This is a genomic window from Campylobacter sp. (assembly GCF_052169515.1).
Classification (GTDB): domain Bacteria; phylum Campylobacterota; class Campylobacteria; order Campylobacterales; family Campylobacteraceae; genus Campylobacter_A.
Map to the genome: position 1 here is coordinate 22,082 of NZ_JBQNCH010000018.1, position 18,981 is coordinate 41,062.

Annotated in this window: 21 protein-coding genes; 14 read left to right on the forward strand and 7 right to left on the reverse strand. The window is 36.7% G+C overall.

What is annotated here, in order from left to right:
* The first annotated feature begins 1 nt into the window (after nt 1).
* The 3 genes from ACTTKV_RS07420 to ACTTKV_RS07430 are packed head-to-tail and all read left to right on the forward strand — an operon-like array spanning nt 2 to nt 3,092.
* Nucleotides 2-1,501 (forward strand): nickel/cobalt transporter, encoded by a 1,500-nt coding sequence (locus ACTTKV_RS07420; RefSeq protein ID WP_442549948.1) that lies wholly within the window; start codon nt 2-4, stop codon nt 1,499-1,501.
* Nucleotides 1,498-2,289, forward strand: a complete 792-nt coding sequence (locus ACTTKV_RS07425; RefSeq protein ID WP_442549949.1) for a metal ABC transporter ATP-binding protein — start codon at nt 1,498-1,500, stop codon at nt 2,287-2,289. The genes ACTTKV_RS07420 and ACTTKV_RS07425 overlap by 4 nt, the downstream gene beginning before the upstream one ends.
* Nucleotides 2,286-3,092, forward strand: a complete 807-nt coding sequence (locus ACTTKV_RS07430) for a metal ABC transporter permease (RefSeq protein ID WP_442549950.1) — start codon at nt 2,286-2,288, stop codon at nt 3,090-3,092. Before ACTTKV_RS07425 ends, ACTTKV_RS07430 begins: the two co-directional genes overlap by 4 nt.
* Here the strand turns inward: ACTTKV_RS07430 and ACTTKV_RS07435 are convergent.
* Both ACTTKV_RS07435 and ACTTKV_RS07440 read right to left on the reverse strand, forming a co-directional pair.
* On the reverse strand, nt 3,081-4,403 hold the full coding sequence (locus tag ACTTKV_RS07435; protein ID WP_442549951.1) for an MATE family efflux transporter: 1,323 nt from the start codon (nt 4,401-4,403) through the stop codon (nt 3,081-3,083). The genes ACTTKV_RS07430 and ACTTKV_RS07435 overlap by 12 nt on opposite strands.
* Nucleotides 4,404-4,549: 146 nt before the next feature.
* Entirely contained in the window at nt 4,550-4,996 is a 447-nt protein-coding gene (locus ACTTKV_RS07440; RefSeq protein ID WP_442549952.1) for a type II secretion system protein, read from the reverse strand.
* A gap of 143 nt (nt 4,997-5,139) precedes the next feature.
* Here ACTTKV_RS07440 and ACTTKV_RS07445 point away from each other — a divergent pair, with 143 nt between their 5' ends.
* Together ACTTKV_RS07445 and ACTTKV_RS07450 are read left to right on the forward strand one after the other, a co-directional pair.
* A complete protein-coding gene (locus ACTTKV_RS07445) occupies nt 5,140-6,012 on the forward strand; it encodes a cytochrome-c peroxidase (RefSeq protein ID WP_442549953.1) in 873 nt (290 codons plus the stop codon).
* The gene (locus ACTTKV_RS07450) at nt 6,002-8,422 is read left to right on the forward strand and encodes a bifunctional diguanylate cyclase/phosphodiesterase (RefSeq protein WP_442549954.1); all 2,421 of its coding nucleotides are present in this window, start codon (nt 6,002-6,004) and stop codon (nt 8,420-8,422) included. The genes ACTTKV_RS07445 and ACTTKV_RS07450 overlap by 11 nt, the downstream gene beginning before the upstream one ends.
* Nucleotides 8,423-8,425: 3 nt before the next feature.
* On the opposite strand, the gene ACTTKV_RS07455 is transcribed toward ACTTKV_RS07450, so the two are convergent.
* The gene (locus ACTTKV_RS07455; protein ID WP_442549955.1) at nt 8,426-9,184 is read right to left on the reverse strand and encodes an exodeoxyribonuclease III; all 759 of its coding nucleotides are present in this window, start codon (nt 9,182-9,184) and stop codon (nt 8,426-8,428) included.
* 52 nt (nt 9,185-9,236) lie between these two features.
* On the opposite strand from ACTTKV_RS07455, the gene ACTTKV_RS07460 reads away from it, so the two are divergent.
* From ACTTKV_RS07460 to ACTTKV_RS07470, 3 genes are read left to right on the forward strand one after another with little or no spacing between them, the layout of a single operon-like run.
* Nucleotides 9,237-9,386: a diacylglycerol kinase gene (locus ACTTKV_RS07460; protein WP_442549956.1), complete on the forward strand. Its 150-nt coding sequence runs from the start codon at nt 9,237-9,239 to the stop codon at nt 9,384-9,386.
* Between the two features lie 31 nt (nt 9,387-9,417).
* Nucleotides 9,418-9,603, forward strand: a complete 186-nt coding sequence (locus tag ACTTKV_RS07465) for a diacylglycerol kinase (protein ID WP_442549957.1) — start codon at nt 9,418-9,420, stop codon at nt 9,601-9,603.
* Between the two features lies 1 nt (nt 9,604).
* Nucleotides 9,605-9,832 carry a replication/maintenance protein RepL gene (locus ACTTKV_RS07470; RefSeq protein ID WP_103604762.1) on the forward strand — a complete coding sequence of 76 codons (228 nt, stop codon included), beginning with the start codon at nt 9,605-9,607 and terminating at the stop codon, nt 9,830-9,832.
* A 30-nt stretch (nt 9,833-9,862) separates the two neighbouring features.
* Here ACTTKV_RS07470 and ACTTKV_RS07475 read toward each other — a convergent pair whose 3' ends face one another.
* The 4 genes from ACTTKV_RS07475 to rpsT all read right to left on the reverse strand — a co-directional run bounded on the left by ACTTKV_RS07475 (nt 9,863) and on the right by rpsT (nt 13,895).
* Nucleotides 9,863-11,428 (reverse strand): flavocytochrome c, encoded by a 1,566-nt coding sequence (locus ACTTKV_RS07475; RefSeq protein ID WP_442549958.1) that lies wholly within the window; start codon nt 11,426-11,428, stop codon nt 9,863-9,865.
* A 351-nt stretch (nt 11,429-11,779) separates the two neighbouring features.
* Complete coding sequence (locus tag ACTTKV_RS07480) at nt 11,780-12,199, reverse strand: TOBE domain-containing protein (RefSeq protein ID WP_442549959.1); 420 nt, start codon at nt 12,197-12,199, stop codon at nt 11,780-11,782.
* Nucleotides 12,200-12,542: 343 nt separating this feature from the next.
* Nucleotides 12,543-13,610 carry a peptide chain release factor 1 gene (gene prfA, locus ACTTKV_RS07485; protein WP_442549960.1) on the reverse strand — a complete coding sequence of 356 codons (1,068 nt, stop codon included), beginning with the start codon at nt 13,608-13,610 and terminating at the stop codon, nt 12,543-12,545.
* Nucleotides 13,611-13,625: 15 nt separating this feature from the next.
* Nucleotides 13,626-13,895 (reverse strand): 30S ribosomal protein S20, encoded by a 270-nt coding sequence (gene rpsT / locus ACTTKV_RS07490; protein ID WP_009295094.1) that lies wholly within the window; start codon nt 13,893-13,895, stop codon nt 13,626-13,628.
* A gap of 158 nt (nt 13,896-14,053) precedes the next feature.
* Between rpsT and glmM the strand changes: the two genes are divergently transcribed.
* From glmM to ACTTKV_RS07520, 6 genes are all read left to right on the forward strand, one after another.
* Nucleotides 14,054-15,394 carry a phosphoglucosamine mutase gene (gene glmM / locus ACTTKV_RS07495; protein WP_442549961.1) on the forward strand — a complete coding sequence of 447 codons (1,341 nt, stop codon included), beginning with the start codon at nt 14,054-14,056 and terminating at the stop codon, nt 15,392-15,394.
* Entirely contained in the window at nt 15,387-15,839 is a 453-nt protein-coding gene (gene lspA, locus ACTTKV_RS07500; protein WP_442549962.1) for a signal peptidase II, read from the forward strand. Before glmM ends, lspA begins: the two co-directional genes overlap by 8 nt.
* Nucleotides 15,829-16,191 (forward strand): NINE protein, encoded by a 363-nt coding sequence (locus ACTTKV_RS07505; protein WP_442549963.1) that lies wholly within the window; start codon nt 15,829-15,831, stop codon nt 16,189-16,191. Before lspA ends, ACTTKV_RS07505 begins: the two co-directional genes overlap by 11 nt.
* A 9-nt stretch (nt 16,192-16,200) precedes the next feature.
* Nucleotides 16,201-16,635, forward strand: a complete 435-nt coding sequence (locus ACTTKV_RS07510; protein WP_442549964.1) for a CopD family protein — start codon at nt 16,201-16,203, stop codon at nt 16,633-16,635.
* Nucleotides 16,636-16,644: 9 nt separating this feature from the next.
* Nucleotides 16,645-17,190, forward strand: a complete 546-nt coding sequence (locus tag ACTTKV_RS07515; RefSeq protein WP_442549965.1) for a hypothetical protein — start codon at nt 16,645-16,647, stop codon at nt 17,188-17,190.
* 116 nt (nt 17,191-17,306) lie between these two features.
* A complete protein-coding gene (locus ACTTKV_RS07520) occupies nt 17,307-18,746 on the forward strand; it encodes an acetyl-CoA carboxylase subunit A (RefSeq protein WP_442549966.1) in 1,440 nt (479 codons plus the stop codon).
* Nucleotides 18,747-18,981 lie beyond the last annotated feature (235 nt).

Below are 18,981 nucleotides of genomic sequence, written 5' to 3' on the forward strand. Positions count from 1 at the left end.
AATGTTAGCACGCCTGATCGTCATTTGCCTACTAGCCATAAATGCCTTTGGGTGTGCTCTATGCTCGCTTTATAGTCCAACAGCTCACGTTGGCGTGAAATTTATAGCTAGCGAAAACAACATCACGCGGATCGCTTTTACATGGACTTTTTCACAAAATTTTTCAGAGCTGATGAAGCAAAATTTCGACCTAAATCAAGATGAAAAGATAGATGATAAAGAGCTTAGAAAGATCCGCTTAAATTTACTCGACTACCTCGTGCCAAGGCACTATCTAACGGACATTGAGTACTATTACAAAGACGAAAATGCCACTAAAATAGAGCCGCATTTAAATGAATACAAGCTCTATTTTGAAGAGAGCAGGCTTAAATTTGACGTGAGTTTTAAGACAAATTTAGAGATCACCGACAGCCTTGTCGTATCGGTCGATGTGGAGGATAAAGAGGGGTATTTTAACTTTAAATTCACGCAAAGTGACGCATTTTCAGTTGGTAATCACTTTTGGGCGATACCAAATTCAAATACAAATTTGATATTTTTTACATTTTCAAGCCGTGCAGCGGCAATGGCTCACAACGAAAAGTCAGCATTAAAAGAGCTGATAAAAGAACCAAAGGCAAATTCTCAAAATGAAAATTTAAGCCAGATTGATGAAATAGACGAAGCTAAATTTGACCTTGTTTCAAAAACTAGTCTAAATTTGCTTGACAGACTAAAGCAAATTTTAAAGAGCACTGACTACAAAAGTCCACTCACACTTATATTTTTAGCATGTATATCATTTGGTTATGGCTTTTTACACGCTGCTGGTGCTGGGCATGGCAAGGTGCTAACAAGCTCGTATTTCGCCGCAACTGGCGGAAGCTATGTAAGAGCTTTTTTCTTTGCACTAAAGATCGGATTTTTGCATGTTATCGGTGCGTTTATTTTTGTATTGCTTAGTTTTTTGTTGCTTCGAGAAATAAGTAGCGATTTGACCAAGGATACAGCAAGTGTAACCACAGCATTTTCAGGGGTTGTGATCTTTTTTGTAGCGATATTTATGCTCGTTAAAAAGGTTAAATTTTATCTTTTAAACAAAAAAGAGGCTAAATTTTATATTTTTAGCTCAAATTTGAACCAAAATTTGAGTAAAAATACAAAATTTACAAGTGATTGTGGCTGTCAAATTTGCTCTACTAAAAAGCCAAAAAGTAAAGAAGAGTGGCTAGTTGCAGCTGCTGCAGCACTTATTCCTTGTCCTGGCACGATATTAGTCTTTGTGCTGGCAAATGAAATAGGCAGCTACCTTGCTGGTATAGTAAGCGGTGTATTTATGGCACTTGGTATGAGTGCGGTTATATTTTTGGCAGCAGTTTTTGGAGCCAAGATAAATGCGAGCACAAATTTTAAGCTAAAAAAGTTTAAAATCTACGCCGAATTTGCAGCACTTAGCATTATGCTTTGGCTTGGGCTTTTCATTTTTATTACGACGTTTACACAAAAGAGTCTGTTTTGAAAGATATTATTAAGATAAGAAATTTAAACTTTAGCTACGATAGACAGACTGTCTTAGAAGATATAAATTTAGACTACAGTAGCAATGAGTTTTTGGCCATCATCGGCCCAAATGGTGGTGGCAAAAGCACACTTTTAAAGCTTATTTTGGGTTTACTAAAGCCACAAAGTGGTGAGATAAAGCTCTTTGGTAAAGAGCCGAGCGAGGTTAGTAAATTTATAGGCTACGTACCGCAAAATTTTCTCTCAAATCAAAGCTTTCCGATGATGGTTTTAGAAGTAGTGCTAATGGGGCTAATCAACAAAAAGACATTTGGTTTTTATTCGAGAGATGAGAAACAAACGGCATTGGCAGCCCTTGAAAAAGTTGGTATGAGGGAATTTGCAAATGCGAGAATTGGCGAGCTAAGCGGCGGACAAAGACAGCGCGTCTATATCGCTAGAGCGCTTTGCGCAAACGCAAAAGTTCTTGTACTTGATGAGCCAACAGCCAGCATCGACACAAAAGGACAAGCTGAAATTTATGAAATTTTAAAAGGCATAAATGCAAACGGTATTGGCGTTGTTTTAGTAAGTCACGATCTAAATATTGTGCTAAATTATGCAACAAAAGTAGCATATGTAAGTAAAAATTTACACTTGCATAAAACCCATGAAAACATTGCCAAAAGAGAATTTATAGAGCACTTAGCAAAATCTCATAGTCATTTTTGTGACGTTGAGATCGCGCTTGGTGAATGTGAGTGCAAAAATAAAAGTAATGTTTTTAAATTTAAAGAGAGAAAATGAGTGAAATTTTTGAGTTAAATTTTATGCAAAACGCCTTTTATGCTGGTATTTTAGTAAGCATAATATGCGGCATGATAGGCTCACTTGTAGTGATAAACAAGATGACCTTCATAGCTGGAGGCATCGCACACGGAGCGTATGGTGGCATAGGTCTTGCCTTTTTCTTCTCCCTTGAACCGCTTCTTGGTGCCAGTATATTTTCACTTTTTTTAGCTTTAATAATCGCAACGATCACACTAAAAGACAAAACCAATATCGACTCAGTTATCGGTGCAATTTGGGCATTTGGCATGGCGATTGGTATCATTTTTATAGACCTTACCCCTGGCTATAACGCCGATCTTATGAGCTACCTTTTTGGCTCTATCCTTGCAGTTAGCGGAACAGATATCGCATTTATGAGCATTTTAGATGTTTTGTTTTTAGCCGTTATTGCCCTTTTTTATCGTCAGCTTGTTGCGATAAGTTTTGATGCGGAGTTTGCAAAGCTTAGAGGAGTAAACACAACATTTTTTCACTATCTTTTAGTTTGTATGATGGCACTTTGTGTAGTGGCTACGATACGTGTAGTTGGTCTTATTTTAGTGATCGCACTGCTTACTATACCGCCATATCTAGCACAAATTTTTGCCAAAAGACTTGGGCTAATGATGCTCATCTCGGCTCTTTTTTCAGTTTTCTTTTGCTTTAGTGGTCTATTTATCAGCTTTTATTTTAATCTCACTGGCGGAGCTAGCATTATTTTAGTGGCTTCACTTTGCTTTTTTGCATTTTGTTTTAAATTTAAAAGCCTACGCTCTTAGTCTTTTAAAGCGACTAAGTATCCACAAAATAAAACAAATAGCCGTAAAATAAACACTAAAAAATAGAGCAAACCACATAAATTTAATCTCTAGTCCAAGGTAGAAAACAACCGTGTAAAAGAGCACTCCTTGAAGCACAAACTGTCTAAATCCATTTAACAAGAAAATTGCCATAGGACGTTTTATAGCTTGAAGGGTACTACCTGAGACGTTTATAATGCCGTAAGCCACGTAAGCAAGAGAATTTATGCCAAGATATAAATTTGCAACCTCAAGCACTGCTGGCGTATCATCAAATAGTTTGATTATATGCTCGCCAAATATCCTTACAAAAAGGCAAGCAAAAACGCAGTAAACAAGCAAAAAAAGAAGCGAAGTTTTATAGCACTGCCTGACTCTTTGGAAATTTTTAGCACCATAGTTTCTTGAGACAATACTTAAAACCGCAGCTGCCATGCCAATAGTTGGCAATACCAAAATTTGCTCAATTCTTAGGGCTATGCCATAGCCTGCAACAGCATTTACACCGTAGTAGCTTATAAATTTTAAAAGCACAAGCGAGCCAATCGACATAGAGAGATAATTTAGACAAGCTGGGAAAGCTTGTCTAAGTATTTTTGCCCAAATAGTTAAATTTGGCACATAGTATTTTAAATTTTTTAGCTCTATCATCTTGCACCTTTTTACTTTGAAAAAGAGGTAGATCATGCCCAAAAACTGTACACTAGCAGTTGCTAAAGCAATACCTTTTGTGCCAAAATCTAAAATAAATGCAAAAAAATAGCAAAAAAATGCATTTATAAAAAGCCCGCAAAAAAGCCAGTTGCGGTAACTTTTTGTATCGCCAAGTGCCACAAGCACACCATTTAGTGACTTGATAAGCAAGAAAAATGGCGATGCGATAAATATAACACCAGCATAATCAAGTGCTTCTTTTAAATAGTGATGATCAGCTCCCAAAAGTATAAGTAATCTTGGTGCTAACAAATAACCAAAAAGCCCCATAAATAAAGCAAATACTAAAACAAGAACAACGCCATTTGAAGCATAAAATTTAGCTACTTTTAGCTTGCTTGCACCGAGGTTGTTGCCTATTAATGCGGTTAGAGCCGAACCAAAGCCAAGACCTATACCAACAACACTTAGATAAAGCAAAAAACTCATCGCCATACCAGCTACTGCAAGAGTAGAAATTTTAGCCGCGAAAAATGTACCGGTGACATTATAAAGAGTGTTAAACATCATTGCTGTGCCAGCTGGGAGTGATAGTGAGATGATAAGCTTATTTAGTGGGTCTTTTAGTAAATCCATGCTCAGATTTTACGTTTTTGTCTTTAAAATTTGCGAAAGAGATTTGGCTAAATTTTTGAAACTTGATACTTCTAGCCGTTTGTATTGTATCAAGGTCTTTTAATAATTTAAATAATAAAAAGTAAGGAAAATACCTTGCTAAATTTTTATTTATATTTTATGCCCATGCCACCAAATTTAAGTGTATTGGCTGTCTTGTTGTCACTGCTTTCGATTAAAGCCTTAACATCTACCAAGCCTGGCAAGCCCCAAACTTTTTCACAAAGACCGCCTGTTTTTATAGTTATTCCTATCTCACCAGTAGTATTATTTCCAGGACGTACTTCTAAACACTCATCATTTTTTGCCTTTACTGGCGTCTTAACGTTTGACATCTTTTTGACGGCTTCATTAATATCTGTGTTACTAGCAAATTCACCTTGTGAAGTATAGTAAGAACCCAAATCCGAAACAAGTGTTTGTATGTTTGTAGCGGTTTTAGATATCTCTGCATCATCCCTTGTTGCAGCTAATTTTGGTATAGCAACCGCGGCTAATATGCCTAATATAACGATCACGAAGATCAACTCGATCATTGTAAAGCCTCTTTTCATGACTTCTCCTCCCTGAATATAAATATTTCTTTAATCAGGCGAATTGTATCGTAAATTTCAGAAAACACAATAATACAGTTATGGTATATATAAAATTGAAAAGTTGCCGATATTAGAAAATAAAACAAAAAATTAGGAGCATTATGAGGGGTATTATATTTTGTCTATTTATCATCACCGCATCATTTTGTAAATATGAATCCTATCAGCCTCTCACAATAGTAAAATATGATGAAGGGAAAGCCTTACTCGGCAAAAAGCTATTTTTTGACAAGAGATTAAGCCCAAATGAAAACTACTCTTGCCAAACTTGTCACAACTTATATTGGAATTTAAGCGGAAGCAATCAAGATGGCTTGGAAAAAGGCACTTTAAATCCTCCAAGTATCCTAAATGCTGCAGCAAATTATATATTCTATAACGACGCAAGGATCTCAAATTTAAAAGACCAGGTAAAAGAGTCAATAACTTCTAGAATGGAGCTAAACTCAAATAACGACAAGATAGTAGATTCGGTAAGTAATGTCTCTGAATATAAAATTTTATTTAAAAGAATTTATGATGACGGTATTAACTTTGATAATATTGCAGATGCGATAGCTGAGTTTGAAAAAGCTGTTTTAAGTGTTGATTCGCCATTTGATCGCTTTATATCAGGCGATGATAGCGCTATAAGCAACAGCGCAAAAAAAGGATTTGAAATATTTAACAATATAGGTTGCGTAGCTTGCCATAACGGTAAAAATTTGGGAGGAAATTTGATACAAGATATTGGTCATGAGAGAATTTCTGCTCTAGATACAAATAAAAGACTAAAAAGAGTGCCGTCATTAAGAAATATTACAAAAACTGCTCCTTATTTATCTCATGGGGAACTAAATGATCTAAGAGAGGCTTTACGCTATGTAAGCAACTATCAACTAGGATATGATCTTAATAAAGATGAACTAGACGCCATATACTCATTTTTACTAACGCTAAATGGCAAAAGACCTAGGATACTAGATGAGTACTAAACAGATAAAAATTATACTTGGTGTTTTAGCGGCTATATTTTTTCTTAGTGCACTTTTTCTATATAAAGCAAATATAGCCATTAACTCAACCAATAAATTCGATGATGGGATTTTAAATCTCAAATTTATAGATAACGAAATGACCTTTTCTTTAAATAATATTTCTAGTATCTCAAACTACGATAAACTAAATATCGACATCAATGCTTTTGATACAAATTTAAGCAATCTTGCAATGCTTAGCGATGGAATATTGCCATTTTATAAAAATGGTATAAAAAAAGATCTGCAAAAGATAAAAGAGGTATTTAATCAAAAAGCATATCTAACACAAAGATCAGCCTACATAAACTCATCTATAAATTCCTACATCCTAGTAAGCCAATATGAAATATACAATCTCGCACTTCCAAATAAACTAGAGCCGATCTTTTATGCAATAAAAGGTGCTTTATTGCTTAGTCCAAAAGCACTAGAAGACATCTCAAATCAAATAAAAATATATAAAAATGATTATAAAAGTAATGCAAAAGTCCAAAATGTATTAGACAAGATACTTTATGCAACTCAAAGTACAAAAGCTTTACGTACAAACTCAAATAGTGCAAAAGAACTACATCTTGATAATCTGCTAGAAAATTTTAGAGACAAAGTTCTAAAAATTCACTCCGACGTAATGGATAATTCAAAAATAGCTCAAATAGTTTGTTTCATAACTTTTATAATATTTTGTATGCTTAGTCTTTATCAGATCAAAATAGCTACAAGACACCTAAGACAAATAAAACTTTTAAGAACTACTGTTGATAATGGCCATAGCTCTATTGTCTATTGCGACAATAGAAACAAAATTTCATATGTAAACAAAACATTTGAAGAAAAAACTGGCTATAAATTAAAGGATGTTATAGGTAAAGACCCTAAAATATTAAAATCATATATGCACCCACAAAGCTTTTATGTGTCTATAAAAGAGGCTGTGCAAAAAGCTACACCTTGGGAAGCCGATGAGTTTATAAGCAGAACCAAAAGTGGCGATTTCTTATATGAAAAGGTAAAATTGTCACCATTTTTCTTTAGAAACAAACTGGAGGGCTACATAGCTGTAAAGCTTGATAGAACCAAAGAGACGCTGATACTAAACGAGCTAACACAAAAAAATGAGCAGATAAAAATACAATCTTCGATTGACAAACTAACAGGCTTTGGTAACTATTTTGCTCTGACTGAAATTTTAGAAGCTAAAAAAGATGGGGTGCTCATTTGCTTAAGCATTAAAAACTTTAAAAACCTAAGGTTTTTTTATCAAACTAGAATTATTGATGCAATGCTAAAATCAGTAGCTGACACATTAAAACTTTGCATAGATACTTCTGAGATAAAAGCAAAATTATTTAGATTTCAAGATGACGCATTTTATATATGGTATGAGGGTGAAAATATAGTAAGAGATATTGAGTATATAAAAGAGTATTTTGGCTCAAATAGAATAAATGTCGCAATAGATGAAAAATTTGAAAATTTACCTGGTATAAAGATAGCAATCGGTGTTTCATTGCCAAACGACACTCCACAAACTAACCGCTTAATGCAGTCAATCCTAGCAAATCAGCTTGCCATCGATAATGGTAGCAACATTTACTATTACCTAGAAAACGATGCTATAGAGATGAAGTATCATAAAAACCAACTAGCGGTTCAACTAATCGAAGATGCTTTAGAAAATGATAGGATCATCGTCGAAGCACAAGGTATTTTCAATATAGCAGAAAGTGAAACCGAGGCAAAATACTATGAAGTTTTGGTTCGCATTATTGATCAAAATGGCAAGATTCATTATCCGGGCGAATTTTTAGATATTGCTATGAAAACTCAGCTATATCCGCAAATAACCAAAAAAGTTATAGGTCATGCATTTGATTTAGCCAAAAGATATCCAGACTACATGTTCTCTATAAATTTATCAAATACAGATATAGCCGATGCTAGCATGAGAGAGCTTATAGAAAATAAACTAATCGAGTGTAAAGATCCTAGTAAAATTTGTTTTGAAATGCTAGAGAGCGAAGAACTTAGCGACTATGTAGCGGTAAATTCTTTCATAAAACGCGTCAAAGGCTATGGATGTAAAATTTCTATCGATGACTTTGGTTCAGGCTATTCGAACTATTACCGAATTTTGGAGCTTGATATAGACACTATAAAGATAGATGGCTCGATAATCAAAAAACTTCCATTCGACGAGAATGCTAGGGTTTTAGTAGAAACTATCGTAAGCTTTGCAAAAAAACAAGGCTATAAGATAGTAGCAGAATTTACAAGTTCAGAAGAAATTTTAAACCAAATCAAAAAGTTCGGTATTTCATATGCGCAAGGATTCTTACTAGGCAAACCTCACAGAATGGAATAACAGCTAAATTTCTATCTCTATGCCAACTGGGCAGTGGTCGCTACCTGTAATATCTGGCAAGATAAAGGCATCTTTTAGCCTACTTTTTAGCCCTTGCGAGATAAAGAAATAATCAATCCTCCAACCAACATTTTTTACCCTTGCGTTAAAGCGGTAGCTCCACCACGAGTAAGCATCTGCTACGTCGCCTTTGACCTCACGAAAGGTGTCTATAAAGCCACTTTTTATCACCTCGTCGATCCACGCTCGCTCGATAGGCAAAAAGCCTGAGGTTTTAGCGTTTGCCTTTGGATTTTTAAGGTCGATCTCGCGGTGAGCAGTATTTACATCGCCGCAAAATATCACCTCTTTGCCACTTTTTACAAGCTCTTTACAGTAAACTAGAAATTTATTATAAAAATCCATTTTGTACGCCAGTCGCTCGTCGTCTTTTTGCCCATTTGGAAAGTAGATATTAAAAAGTACGATATCGCCAAATCTATGCTCCAAAACCCTCCCCTCCGTATCATCAAAAAAGACCGATTTTTGTGTTGCAACGTCAAAATTAGCTAAGCTCATCACACCAGAGTAGCCTGCTCTTTGGCCTGAATTTACACTAATACATTTAAAACCAAGGCTGTAAATTTCCTTTGGAACGTCATCCTCTTTGACCTTGATCTCTTGAAGTCCTAGAAAATCAGGTCTGATCTCATCAAGCCAGCTAAAGCCATCTTTTGTCACGACTGCGCGCAGCCCATTTACATTCCAGCTAATAAGTTTCAAATTTCATCCTTTTTTAATTATAATTATGCCAAAAATCACAAAAAGGAAGGTTATGAGAAACCAGCCAACGTATAAATTTTTTAAAAATTTTGGCTACGCAAGAGAGGGTTTGGCTGAAATTTTTAAAAACGAAAAGAGCTTTCGGATAGAAATTTGTATATTTTTGATCGCCACAATCTCACTATTTTTTTTGGAAATTTGATCTCTTTTTTAACCTATTTTTGATATTTAGCATGGCTTTTGTGCTAGTTTGTGAGTGCTTAAACTCAGCTATCGAGCGCATAACAGACCTTGCAAGCACAGACTATCACGCCCTAGCAAAAGCAGCAAAAGATGCAGGGAGTGCAGCTGTGATGATCGCAAATTTCTTATGTGGCGCGCTTTGGTGTGTAGCCGTATACTATAAAATTTGGAGCTAGCGTGAAAGAGCAAATTTACAAAGCGCTTCTTGGTGAGAAAAAAGTTGAGATCATAAATTTACTTTGCGAGCTAAGTGATGAAAATGGATTTATCGTAATAAAAATTTCAGACATTTGTGAAAAGCTAAATGTAAGCAAACCAACCGTGATAAATACTTTTAAACTACTTGAAGAGAAGAAAATTTTTGAGAGAGTAAAAAACGGAGTTTATAGATTTAAAAATTTATAGTGGCAAGCAAATGCCTGCCACTATTTTGTTTTAGCCGATAGTCTCAGCAGCGATCATACCAAATGTCAAGCAGTCAGTAATAGCCACTGATCCTAGACGGCTGGCACCGTGAACGCCACCTGTGATCTCGCCAGCTGCATATAAATTTGGTATAGGCATAGCTGTTTGAGAGTTCATGACTTGAGCTTTTGTGTTGATATTTAGGCCACCCATTGTATGGTGAACTTTTGGAGCACCACGCTCTGCATAGAATGGTGGAACTGAGATATCATAGCCTTTTGTTGTAGTTGCAACAACTGGCTTACCAAAGTCCTCATCAACACCTTTTTTAACAAATTCATTGTATCTTGCGACTGTTTTTTTAAGCTCATCAACTGGGATCTTATACTCAGCTGCCAAAGCCTCAAGTGTCTCAAATTTCTTGCAAACACCAGATGCAAGAGCTTTTTCATAGTGGCTCGGAAGCATATGAGGAAGGGCTCTTGAGTCGCAGAAGTTGATAGGGAAGTTTTTATCATCATCGCCTTTTTCGTGAATGACTTTAAACATCGCTTCTGTTCTTGTTCTGCGGTCTGCAAGCTCGTTCATATAGCGTTTACCAGTTCTTGGGTTTACAGAAATACCAAATGGGAAAGCGCCGTTTACGTTAAACATAGATCCTACGCCAAAGCCTGTCTCATCAGCGCAACCCCATGGTCCGTATTGGATCCAGCTTGGGTGAACTGGGTATGCACCTGCTCTAAATGCTGTTAAAAGAGCGCCTGCTGTTGAGCCTGGTTGGTTAGTTGAGTCTGTTTCTGGGGTGATCTTTGGATCTTGGAGGCGTCTATAAATTTTATCCCTGCAGAAGCCACCAGCTGCTAGCACAACACCTTTTTTAGCTTTGATGTATTTTACGTCGCCGCTTTTATTCTCAATGTCGTCGCTCATTAGATTGCCATCAAATTTATAGTTTTCTCTTACAATTACACCAACAACCGCACCTTTGTCATCAAAGACAAAATCATCAAATTTTGTTCTTTTCTTGATCGCTGTGCCTTCCATTTTTTCAAATGTCGCAGTCATCGGAAGCACGATACCAGCACCGCTACCAACCTCTGTTTGAAGGCTTCTTGGTACTGAGTGGCCACCTGCGTGAGTTAGTTGCTCGATGTATTTTGCACCGCACTCAAGTGTTAGTTTATAAGCATCTTGTGCTCTCTCGCCGATCTTTGCCAAAAGGTCAGTGTGGTTGATGCCACGACCTGCTTTTAAGCAGTCTTTGATAAATAGCTCAGTGCTATCTTTTACGCCGGCTTTCTTTTGTACGTCACTGTTTGGAACTGCGAAAATTCCTCCATTTATAACAGAGTTACCACCAAGGCGTCCCATTTTTTCGATTAAGACGACCTTATTACCTTTTTTAGCTGATGTAACACCAGCTGCAAGAGCTGCAAAGCCTGAACCAATGATGACTACGTCAAACTCTTCGTCCCATTTGACATCTTTTTCGTTCTTTGGGCTTGCCATTAAATTTGTAGCGCCAATACCTAGTGCAGTAGCTCCGATAGCGCTAAATTTGACAAAATCTCTTCTAGATAAACCTGAATTTTTCATGCTCTCTCCTTTGAAGTAAGATAATTGTTACGGTCATTATACGACATTTCATTAAAATAAGCAAATTAATTTTTTAAATTAAATTGAAGTAAAGTTTATTGCGAATTTATCGTAGTTTCGTAATATTTATTGACGCTACTTTTATCCAAATATGACTTTAAATTTACGATAAATAGTGATTAAAATAAATTAAGTATAAAAAATAAAAGTTTGGTACTTAAATTTTTAAGAATATTATCAAATTTTTATTTGATCAAAATTATAAGAGATAATTTTTTGAATTGTTTTAGATTTTAAATAGAGCATTAAAGATCTGATTAAAGAATATCGGAGCAAATTTGCTCCGAAAAATTACTTAACGCCTACTATTATTTGAGTTGCTTTAATGACTGCAGTTACTTTATCGCCTGTTTTTAGAGCTAGATTACCAACAGACTCTTTTGTGATGATAGCTGAAATTTTACTACCATTTGCATCGATAATAACCTCAGCATTTACTGCACCATCTTTTATCTCGCTTACAGTACCTTTTATTTGGTTTGTAGCACTTAGCTTGATACTATCGTCTTTTGAAACGATAACACTTGAAGCTTTGAATAAAAATATAGCTTGTTTGCCAACTTTTAGATCAAGGCTCTTCTCGCTATCAACTGTTACAGTTGCTTTTAATACCTCGCCACCTGCAAGTTTGCCAGCGATTAGTGAATTTACTGAACCTGTTCTTACTTCAGAAATTTCAACACTTAATTGATTTCTTGCACTTATTGACATATTTTCTCCTTGTTTTAATTTAAAAGATTTTCGTAATTATAAAGGGGCATTTTTAATTAAAACTTAAAACCAATTAGTGGAATTTATTAATATCAAAAATATAAATTTAAAATACTCTAAATACGATGAATAGGTGTTTAGAGCATCTATATAAAAAAATTTAATTTCTCTTATTCACATAAAAATCTATAAAAAATAATATTTAGTATTACTTATAATTTTAAATTGTTTAATAATTTACCTTATCAATAACCGATCTAAAAGTAAAATTTAGAGATAAATTTAATGACCACAGATATTTTATAAGTTTAAAAGATAGAAATAGAAAATTTCAAGAGCAGTTTTAGATGCCAGCCTCTAGCATTGCTTCGGCTTGATAATGTGTAATAAGTGGCTCAATGATCTCGTCAAAAAGGCCTGCGGCCATTATCGCATCAAGACGGTAAAGTGTTAAATTTATACGGTGGTCGCTTATGCGGTTTTGTGGGAAGTTATATGTTCTTATCCTACCAGAGCGGTCTCCAGTGCCGACTTGACTCTTGCGCTCGCTAGTCTCTTTAGCAAGCCTCTCTTGCTCTTGCATCTCGTAAAGTCTAGCTTTTAGCACCTTCATCGCGGCTTCTTTGTTTTTGTGCTGACTCTTGCCATCTTGGTTTGTTACGACAAGGCCTGTTGGTATATGCGTGATCCTAACGGCACTATCGGTTGTATTTACCGACTGCCCGCCATGGCCTGAGCTTCTCATAACATCGACTCTGATATCGTTTGGATTGATCTCGATCTCGCTATCTTCGACCTCTGGCATGATAGCCACAGTCACAGCCGAGGTGTGCACCCTGCCCTGGCTCTCAGTCTCTGGCACACGCTGAACTCTATGCGTGCCACCTTCAAATTTTAGCCTCGAGTAAGCACCTTTGCCTTTTATTAGCACAATGATCTCTTTAAAACCACCAGTGTTGCCCTCGCTTTGACTAACGATCTCAAATTTATATCCGCGAAGCTCTGCGTATCTAATGTATGCGTTAAATAAATCGCCAGCAAATAGTGCTGCTTCATCACCGCCTGTGCCTGCACGAATTTCTAAAAATATATTTTTATCATCGTTTGGATCTTTCGGAAGAAGTAAAATTTTGATCTCTTCTTCAAGCTTCTCTTTTGAAATTTCTAAATTTTTTAGCTCTTCTTTTGCAAGTTCGCCAAGCTCAGAGTCCTCAAGTAGGGCTTTGTTCTCGTCGATGTCATTTAAAATTTGTAGATATTTTGTTGCGGCAGTTGCAACTGGCTCGATAGATGACTGCTCTTTTGAAAGCTTTGTCATCTTTTCAATATCGTTTGCTATATTTGGATCGCTAAGAAGCGTAGAAATTTCATTATAGCGATCCAAAAATGGATGAAGTTTATCAGCAAACATTAAATTTTATATAGATTAAGCAGCTTTTAGAGTGTTTACTAATTGAGCAAGGCGACTAACGCGGCGAGCAGCAGTTTGTTTCTTCAAAAAGCCTCTGCTTACGAAGCTGTGGATGCTTTTGTTAGCAACTTTTAAAGCTTCATTTGCAGCTTCAATATCTTTAGCTTCTACAGCTACACGCACTGCTTTTGTGATATTTTTAAGTCTAGTGCGGTAAAATCTGTTTCTCTCGGTTCTTTTTATAGTTTGTCTAGCTCTTTTTTCAGCAGATTTATGGTTTGCCATAATATACCTTTATTTGATAATTTTAGTCGGTGATTATATGAAAACTATAATAAATTTAACCTTAATTTAAGTCATCCTTAAAAGAAGTAAAATTTTAGCTTTCAAATTTGCTAATTTCTGATAAAATAGTCCAATTTTATAATAAAAAGGATAAATTTATGAAACTATTTGGAACAGATGGTGTTCGTGGCAAGGCAGGCGAAAAGCTCTCAGCTCAAACATCTATGCGTCTTGCGATGGCAGCTGGAATTTATTTCAGAAAGACCTCAGCGACAAATGTGATTTTGGTTGGAAAAGATACTAGAAAAAGCGGCTATATGATCGAAACTGCCATCGTTGCTGGGCTTACTGCGGTTGGCTACAACGTCCTTCAAATAGGTCCTATGCCAACACCTGCGATCGCATTTTTAACAGAAAATATGCGCTGTGACGCTGGTATTATGATAAGTGCATCGCACAATCCGTACTACGACAATGGCATCAAATTTTTTGATAGCTTTGGCAACAAACTAGATGAAAAAATAGAAGCCGAGATAGAGAAAATTTTCTACAACGACGAGCTCATCGCAAACGCCCAAAAGACGATGACAGAGATCGGCGCAAACAAGAGAATCGACGATGTTATAGGCAGATATATCGTGCAGATCAAAAATTCATTCCCAAAAGAGCTAAATTTAAAGAATTTACGAGTAGTTTTAGACGTGGCAAACGGAGCTGCTTACAAGGTCGCGCCAACTGTATTTAGCGAGCTTGGAGCTGACGTAATCGTCATAAACGACGAGCCAAATGGTAGCAACATCAACCAAAACTGCGGTGCACTTCACCCAGAAGAATTAGCTAGCGAGGTAAAAAGACTGCGTGCCGACATCGGCTTTGCGCTTGACGGCGATGCTGATAGGCTTGTAGTGGTCGATGAAAACGGCGAAGTGGTGCATGGCGATGCGATACTTGGAGCGCTAGCTGCATTTTTAAACGAGCAAAAGGCGTTAAAAGGTGGAGCTGTCGTAGCTACTGTAATGAGTAACGCTGCACTTGATGACTATCTAAAAGCTCGCAAGATCAAGCTGCTTCGCTCAAATGTAGGCGATAAATATGTACTTGAGATGATGAAAGAAAATGGTATAAATTTTGGCGGCGAGCAGAGCGGTCACGTGATATTTAATGACTACGCTAAGACTGGCGACGGCCTTGTCACATCGATGCAAGTAGTTGCGATGATGCTCAAAAAAGGCAAAAAGGCTAGTGAAATTTTTGGCGAACTAAAGCCGTATCCGCAAATTTTGTTAAATTTAAAGATCACGGAGAAAAAGCCGCTTGATAAGATAGAGGGGCTAAAAGAGCTTGAGGCTAGCCTTGCAAAAGATGGCATAAGATCGCTCTTTAGATACTCTGGCACTGAAAATTTAATCAGACTTTTGCTTGAGGGTAAAAATCAAACTTTAGTTGAAAAACGCATGGATGAAGTTGAGAAATTTTTCGTAAAAGCCTTAAATGCGTAAAAATTTGGTTAAATTTTTCATAGCGTTTTTTATCATTTTTATCGTTGATCAAGCGATAAAAATGATATTTATAGATGGTTTTTCGTGGGACGGCGAGTTTTTTTCGCTAGTTCTTACATATAATAAGGGCGTTGCATTTTCGATGTTTGCCTTTTTAGATGAGTGGCTAAAATTTATTCAGATGGCCCTTATCCTAGGTGTTTGTGTCTATCTACTAGTAGAAAAAAAACTACTTTTTGCACACGCTATTTGGCTTGGAGGCCTACTGGGAGCTGGGAGCTCAAATATCACAGATAGATTTATCCATGGCGGTGTCGTAGACTATGTCTTTTGGCACAAGTGGTTTAACTTTGCGGTCTTTAACTTTGCTGATGTTATGATAGATCTTTGCGTAGTGATGATACTTTGGCAAAGTTTTAGAAAAAGGAGAGAAAATGGGAAATAACATCTATGTTGCCTACGCACTTTGGCTATTTACCGGCTGGCTTGGGGCACATAGAATTTACCTTGGTAAATTTATAACTGGCTTTTTAATGATGGGACTGTTTTTTATTGGTTACTCTTTACAAATTATCCTCATTGGATATATATTTTTAGGCATCTGGTTCATCTGGTGGATCATCGACGCATTTTTAGTCGGCAGCGGCGTGGATAAAAATTTACAAAAGGCCGAGCTAAAAGAGAGGCTAAAGCTAAAAGATAAGGAAGAGGACTTGAAAAGATTATATGAACTTTTTGAGAGTGGTGCCATTAGCAAGGCCGAATTTGAAGCAAGAAAAGAAATACTTTTTAGATAAGGAGACATCATGTCAGAATACTATCTCTACTTAAAATACCTCCACTATTTGTTTTTCATATCGTGGATGGCAGTGCTGTTTTATCAGCCAAGACTTTACGTCTATCATGCTGAAAACATGGACAAACCAGACTTTGTAAAAGTTGTCGAGGTTATGGAGTACAAGATGTATCACTACATCGGTTGGGTCGCACTGATTGGCTCATTTGCAACCGGCGCTTTGATCATAGTTGCTATGCCTGATCTTATAAAAATGGGTCATATACACGTTAAAATTTTAGTCGTCATCATAATGGCTATCTATCACCTAGACCTTGGTCGTTACATGAAACAACTCAAAGAAAAACGCTGTAATAAGAATGGTATCTTCTTTAGAGCTTACAATGAAGTACCGACTGTTGCGATGCTCATCATCATTTGGGTCATGGTAGTAAATCCATTCTAAGGGAATTTGATGAAGAAAATTTTAGCATTTATCGCTTTGCCGATATTCTTGCTTGCAGCGACTCAGTATTTTGAGCCAATACAGGTTAAATTTGACAACAGGCTGTATTCGCTAGCATATTCAGCCAAGCCTGTGCCAAATTTATTCACTCAGGAGTATTTGCTTCCTGGCGAGAAGCTAGAGAGCTTTAGCTACATGCTCTCACTAAATACGCTCAAATTTGAAGCCACTATCGAGCAAGCAGTCGAGCAAAAGATAAATGACCTAAACCAAATGAAAGAAAAAGGGCTAAAGGTAGCTTACAAAAAGGGCTCTATGGCAAATGAAATTTATCTTGATATCACGATATTTTCAAACATAAATGGCACTCCAACAGCAGAACACTCGATATATCGCTACACAAAGCAGGGTGGAAATTTAGTCCTTTTCACCATCCAAAGGCGTGCATATAAAAAAGATGGTATACAAAGATTTACTACAAATTTCACCATTGAAGCGGCTGATTTTAGCAAAAAAGCCCTAAGCACACCTTTTCCACAGATCATCCAAAAATGATCGAATTTGAGTGTAAAATTAACCTTTGCACTCAAATTTTAAAAATATTCTTAATAAATTTATCTAAAAATAAAACGAATAGTTATATGATAAGAAAAATTCAAAAAGGATAGCCTATGATACATAAAATTCTTATCGCAAACCGTGGCGAAATCGCGGTTAGAATAGTCAGAGCTTGTAGAGATTTGCATATCCAAAGTGTAGGAATTTACACAAAACCTGATAGTGAGTGCTTGCATGTCAGGATTGCCGACGAGGCATATCAAGTGGGCGATGACCCGATCAAGGGCTATCTTGACGCAAAAGCGATCGTTAAACTCGCCAAAGAGTGCGGAGCTGATGCCATTCACCCGGGATACGGCTTTCTAAGTGAAAACTACGAATTTGCAAAAGCGGTCGAAGATGCTGGGCTCATTTTCATCGGCCCAAAAGCTGAAGTGATCAGAAAAATGGGCGATAAAAATATCGCAAGATACCTAATGAAAAGAAACGGAATCCCAATCGTACCTGGCACTGAAAAACTAAATGACGAAAGTATGGAGACAATAAAAGAACATGCTAGACGCATCGGCTATCCAGTCATATTAAAAGCAAGTGGTGGTGGTGGTGGCCGTGGCATCAGAGAGGTTTGGCAAGAAGAAGATATGCAAGATGCTTTTGAGTCATGTACTAGAGAGGCAAAGACCTACTTTAACAACGATGAAGTTTTCATGGAAAAGCTAGTCGTTAATCCTAGACACATAGAGTTTCAAATTTTAGGTGACAACTATGGCAATATTATCCACCTTTGCGAGCGCGACTGCTCTATTCAAAGACGCCACCAAAAGATTATAGAGATCGCCCCTTGTCCATCTATAAGTGAAAACCTAAGAAAAATCATGGGTATGACAGCAGTAGCTGCTGCAAAAGCTGTTGGCTACTCAAACGTTGGAACGATTGAGTTTTTGTTAGATGACTACAACAACTTTTACTTCATGGAGATGAATACTCGTATCCAAGTCGAACACGGCATCACAGAAGAGATCACTGGACACGATCTAGTCGTTAGACAAATAAGGATCGCCGCAGGTGAAATTTTAGAGATAGAGCAAAGCGATATCAAACCACGTGGCTACGCGATAGAAGCCAGGATCACCGCTGAAAATGTCTGGGAAAATTTCATCCCGGCACCTGGTACGATAGAGGGTTACTACCCTGCTCTTGGCCCATCAGTAAGAGTCGATAGCCACGTCTACAAAGACTATACTATACCGCCATTTTACGACTCTCTTATCGCAAAGCTCATAGTAAAAGCGACCGACTATGATCTCGCTGTAAATAAACTTGAAAGAGCGCTTGAGGAATTTACCATCGAAGGCGTACGAACGATCATCCCATTTTTGCTAACAATCAGCAAGAGCAAGGAATTTAGACGCGGATTTTTCGATACTAGCTACGTAGAGAAAAATTTAAAAACCATCCTTGAAAATACATATGATGACATGAATAATGAGCTAAATGACGACTTGCAAGAGGTCATTACTGAGGCGATAAAAAGATATAAGAAAAAAAGATAGCTTAAATCACTCATCACTTATGGCTTTGGTGATAAATTTGCCAAAGCCTAGGTTAAACCAAGTGAGACTTTAAAAAAATCTATCTCAGACTCTACGTATAATAAATCAAACTTTAATTAAGCTATAAAACATACAATGGCTTGCTTGGCATCAAATCAATATCATTAACAAAGATTACCAATTTAAAAAATTAAGCCGCGCAAAGTATTCTTATGAAATATAAAAAGATAAATAA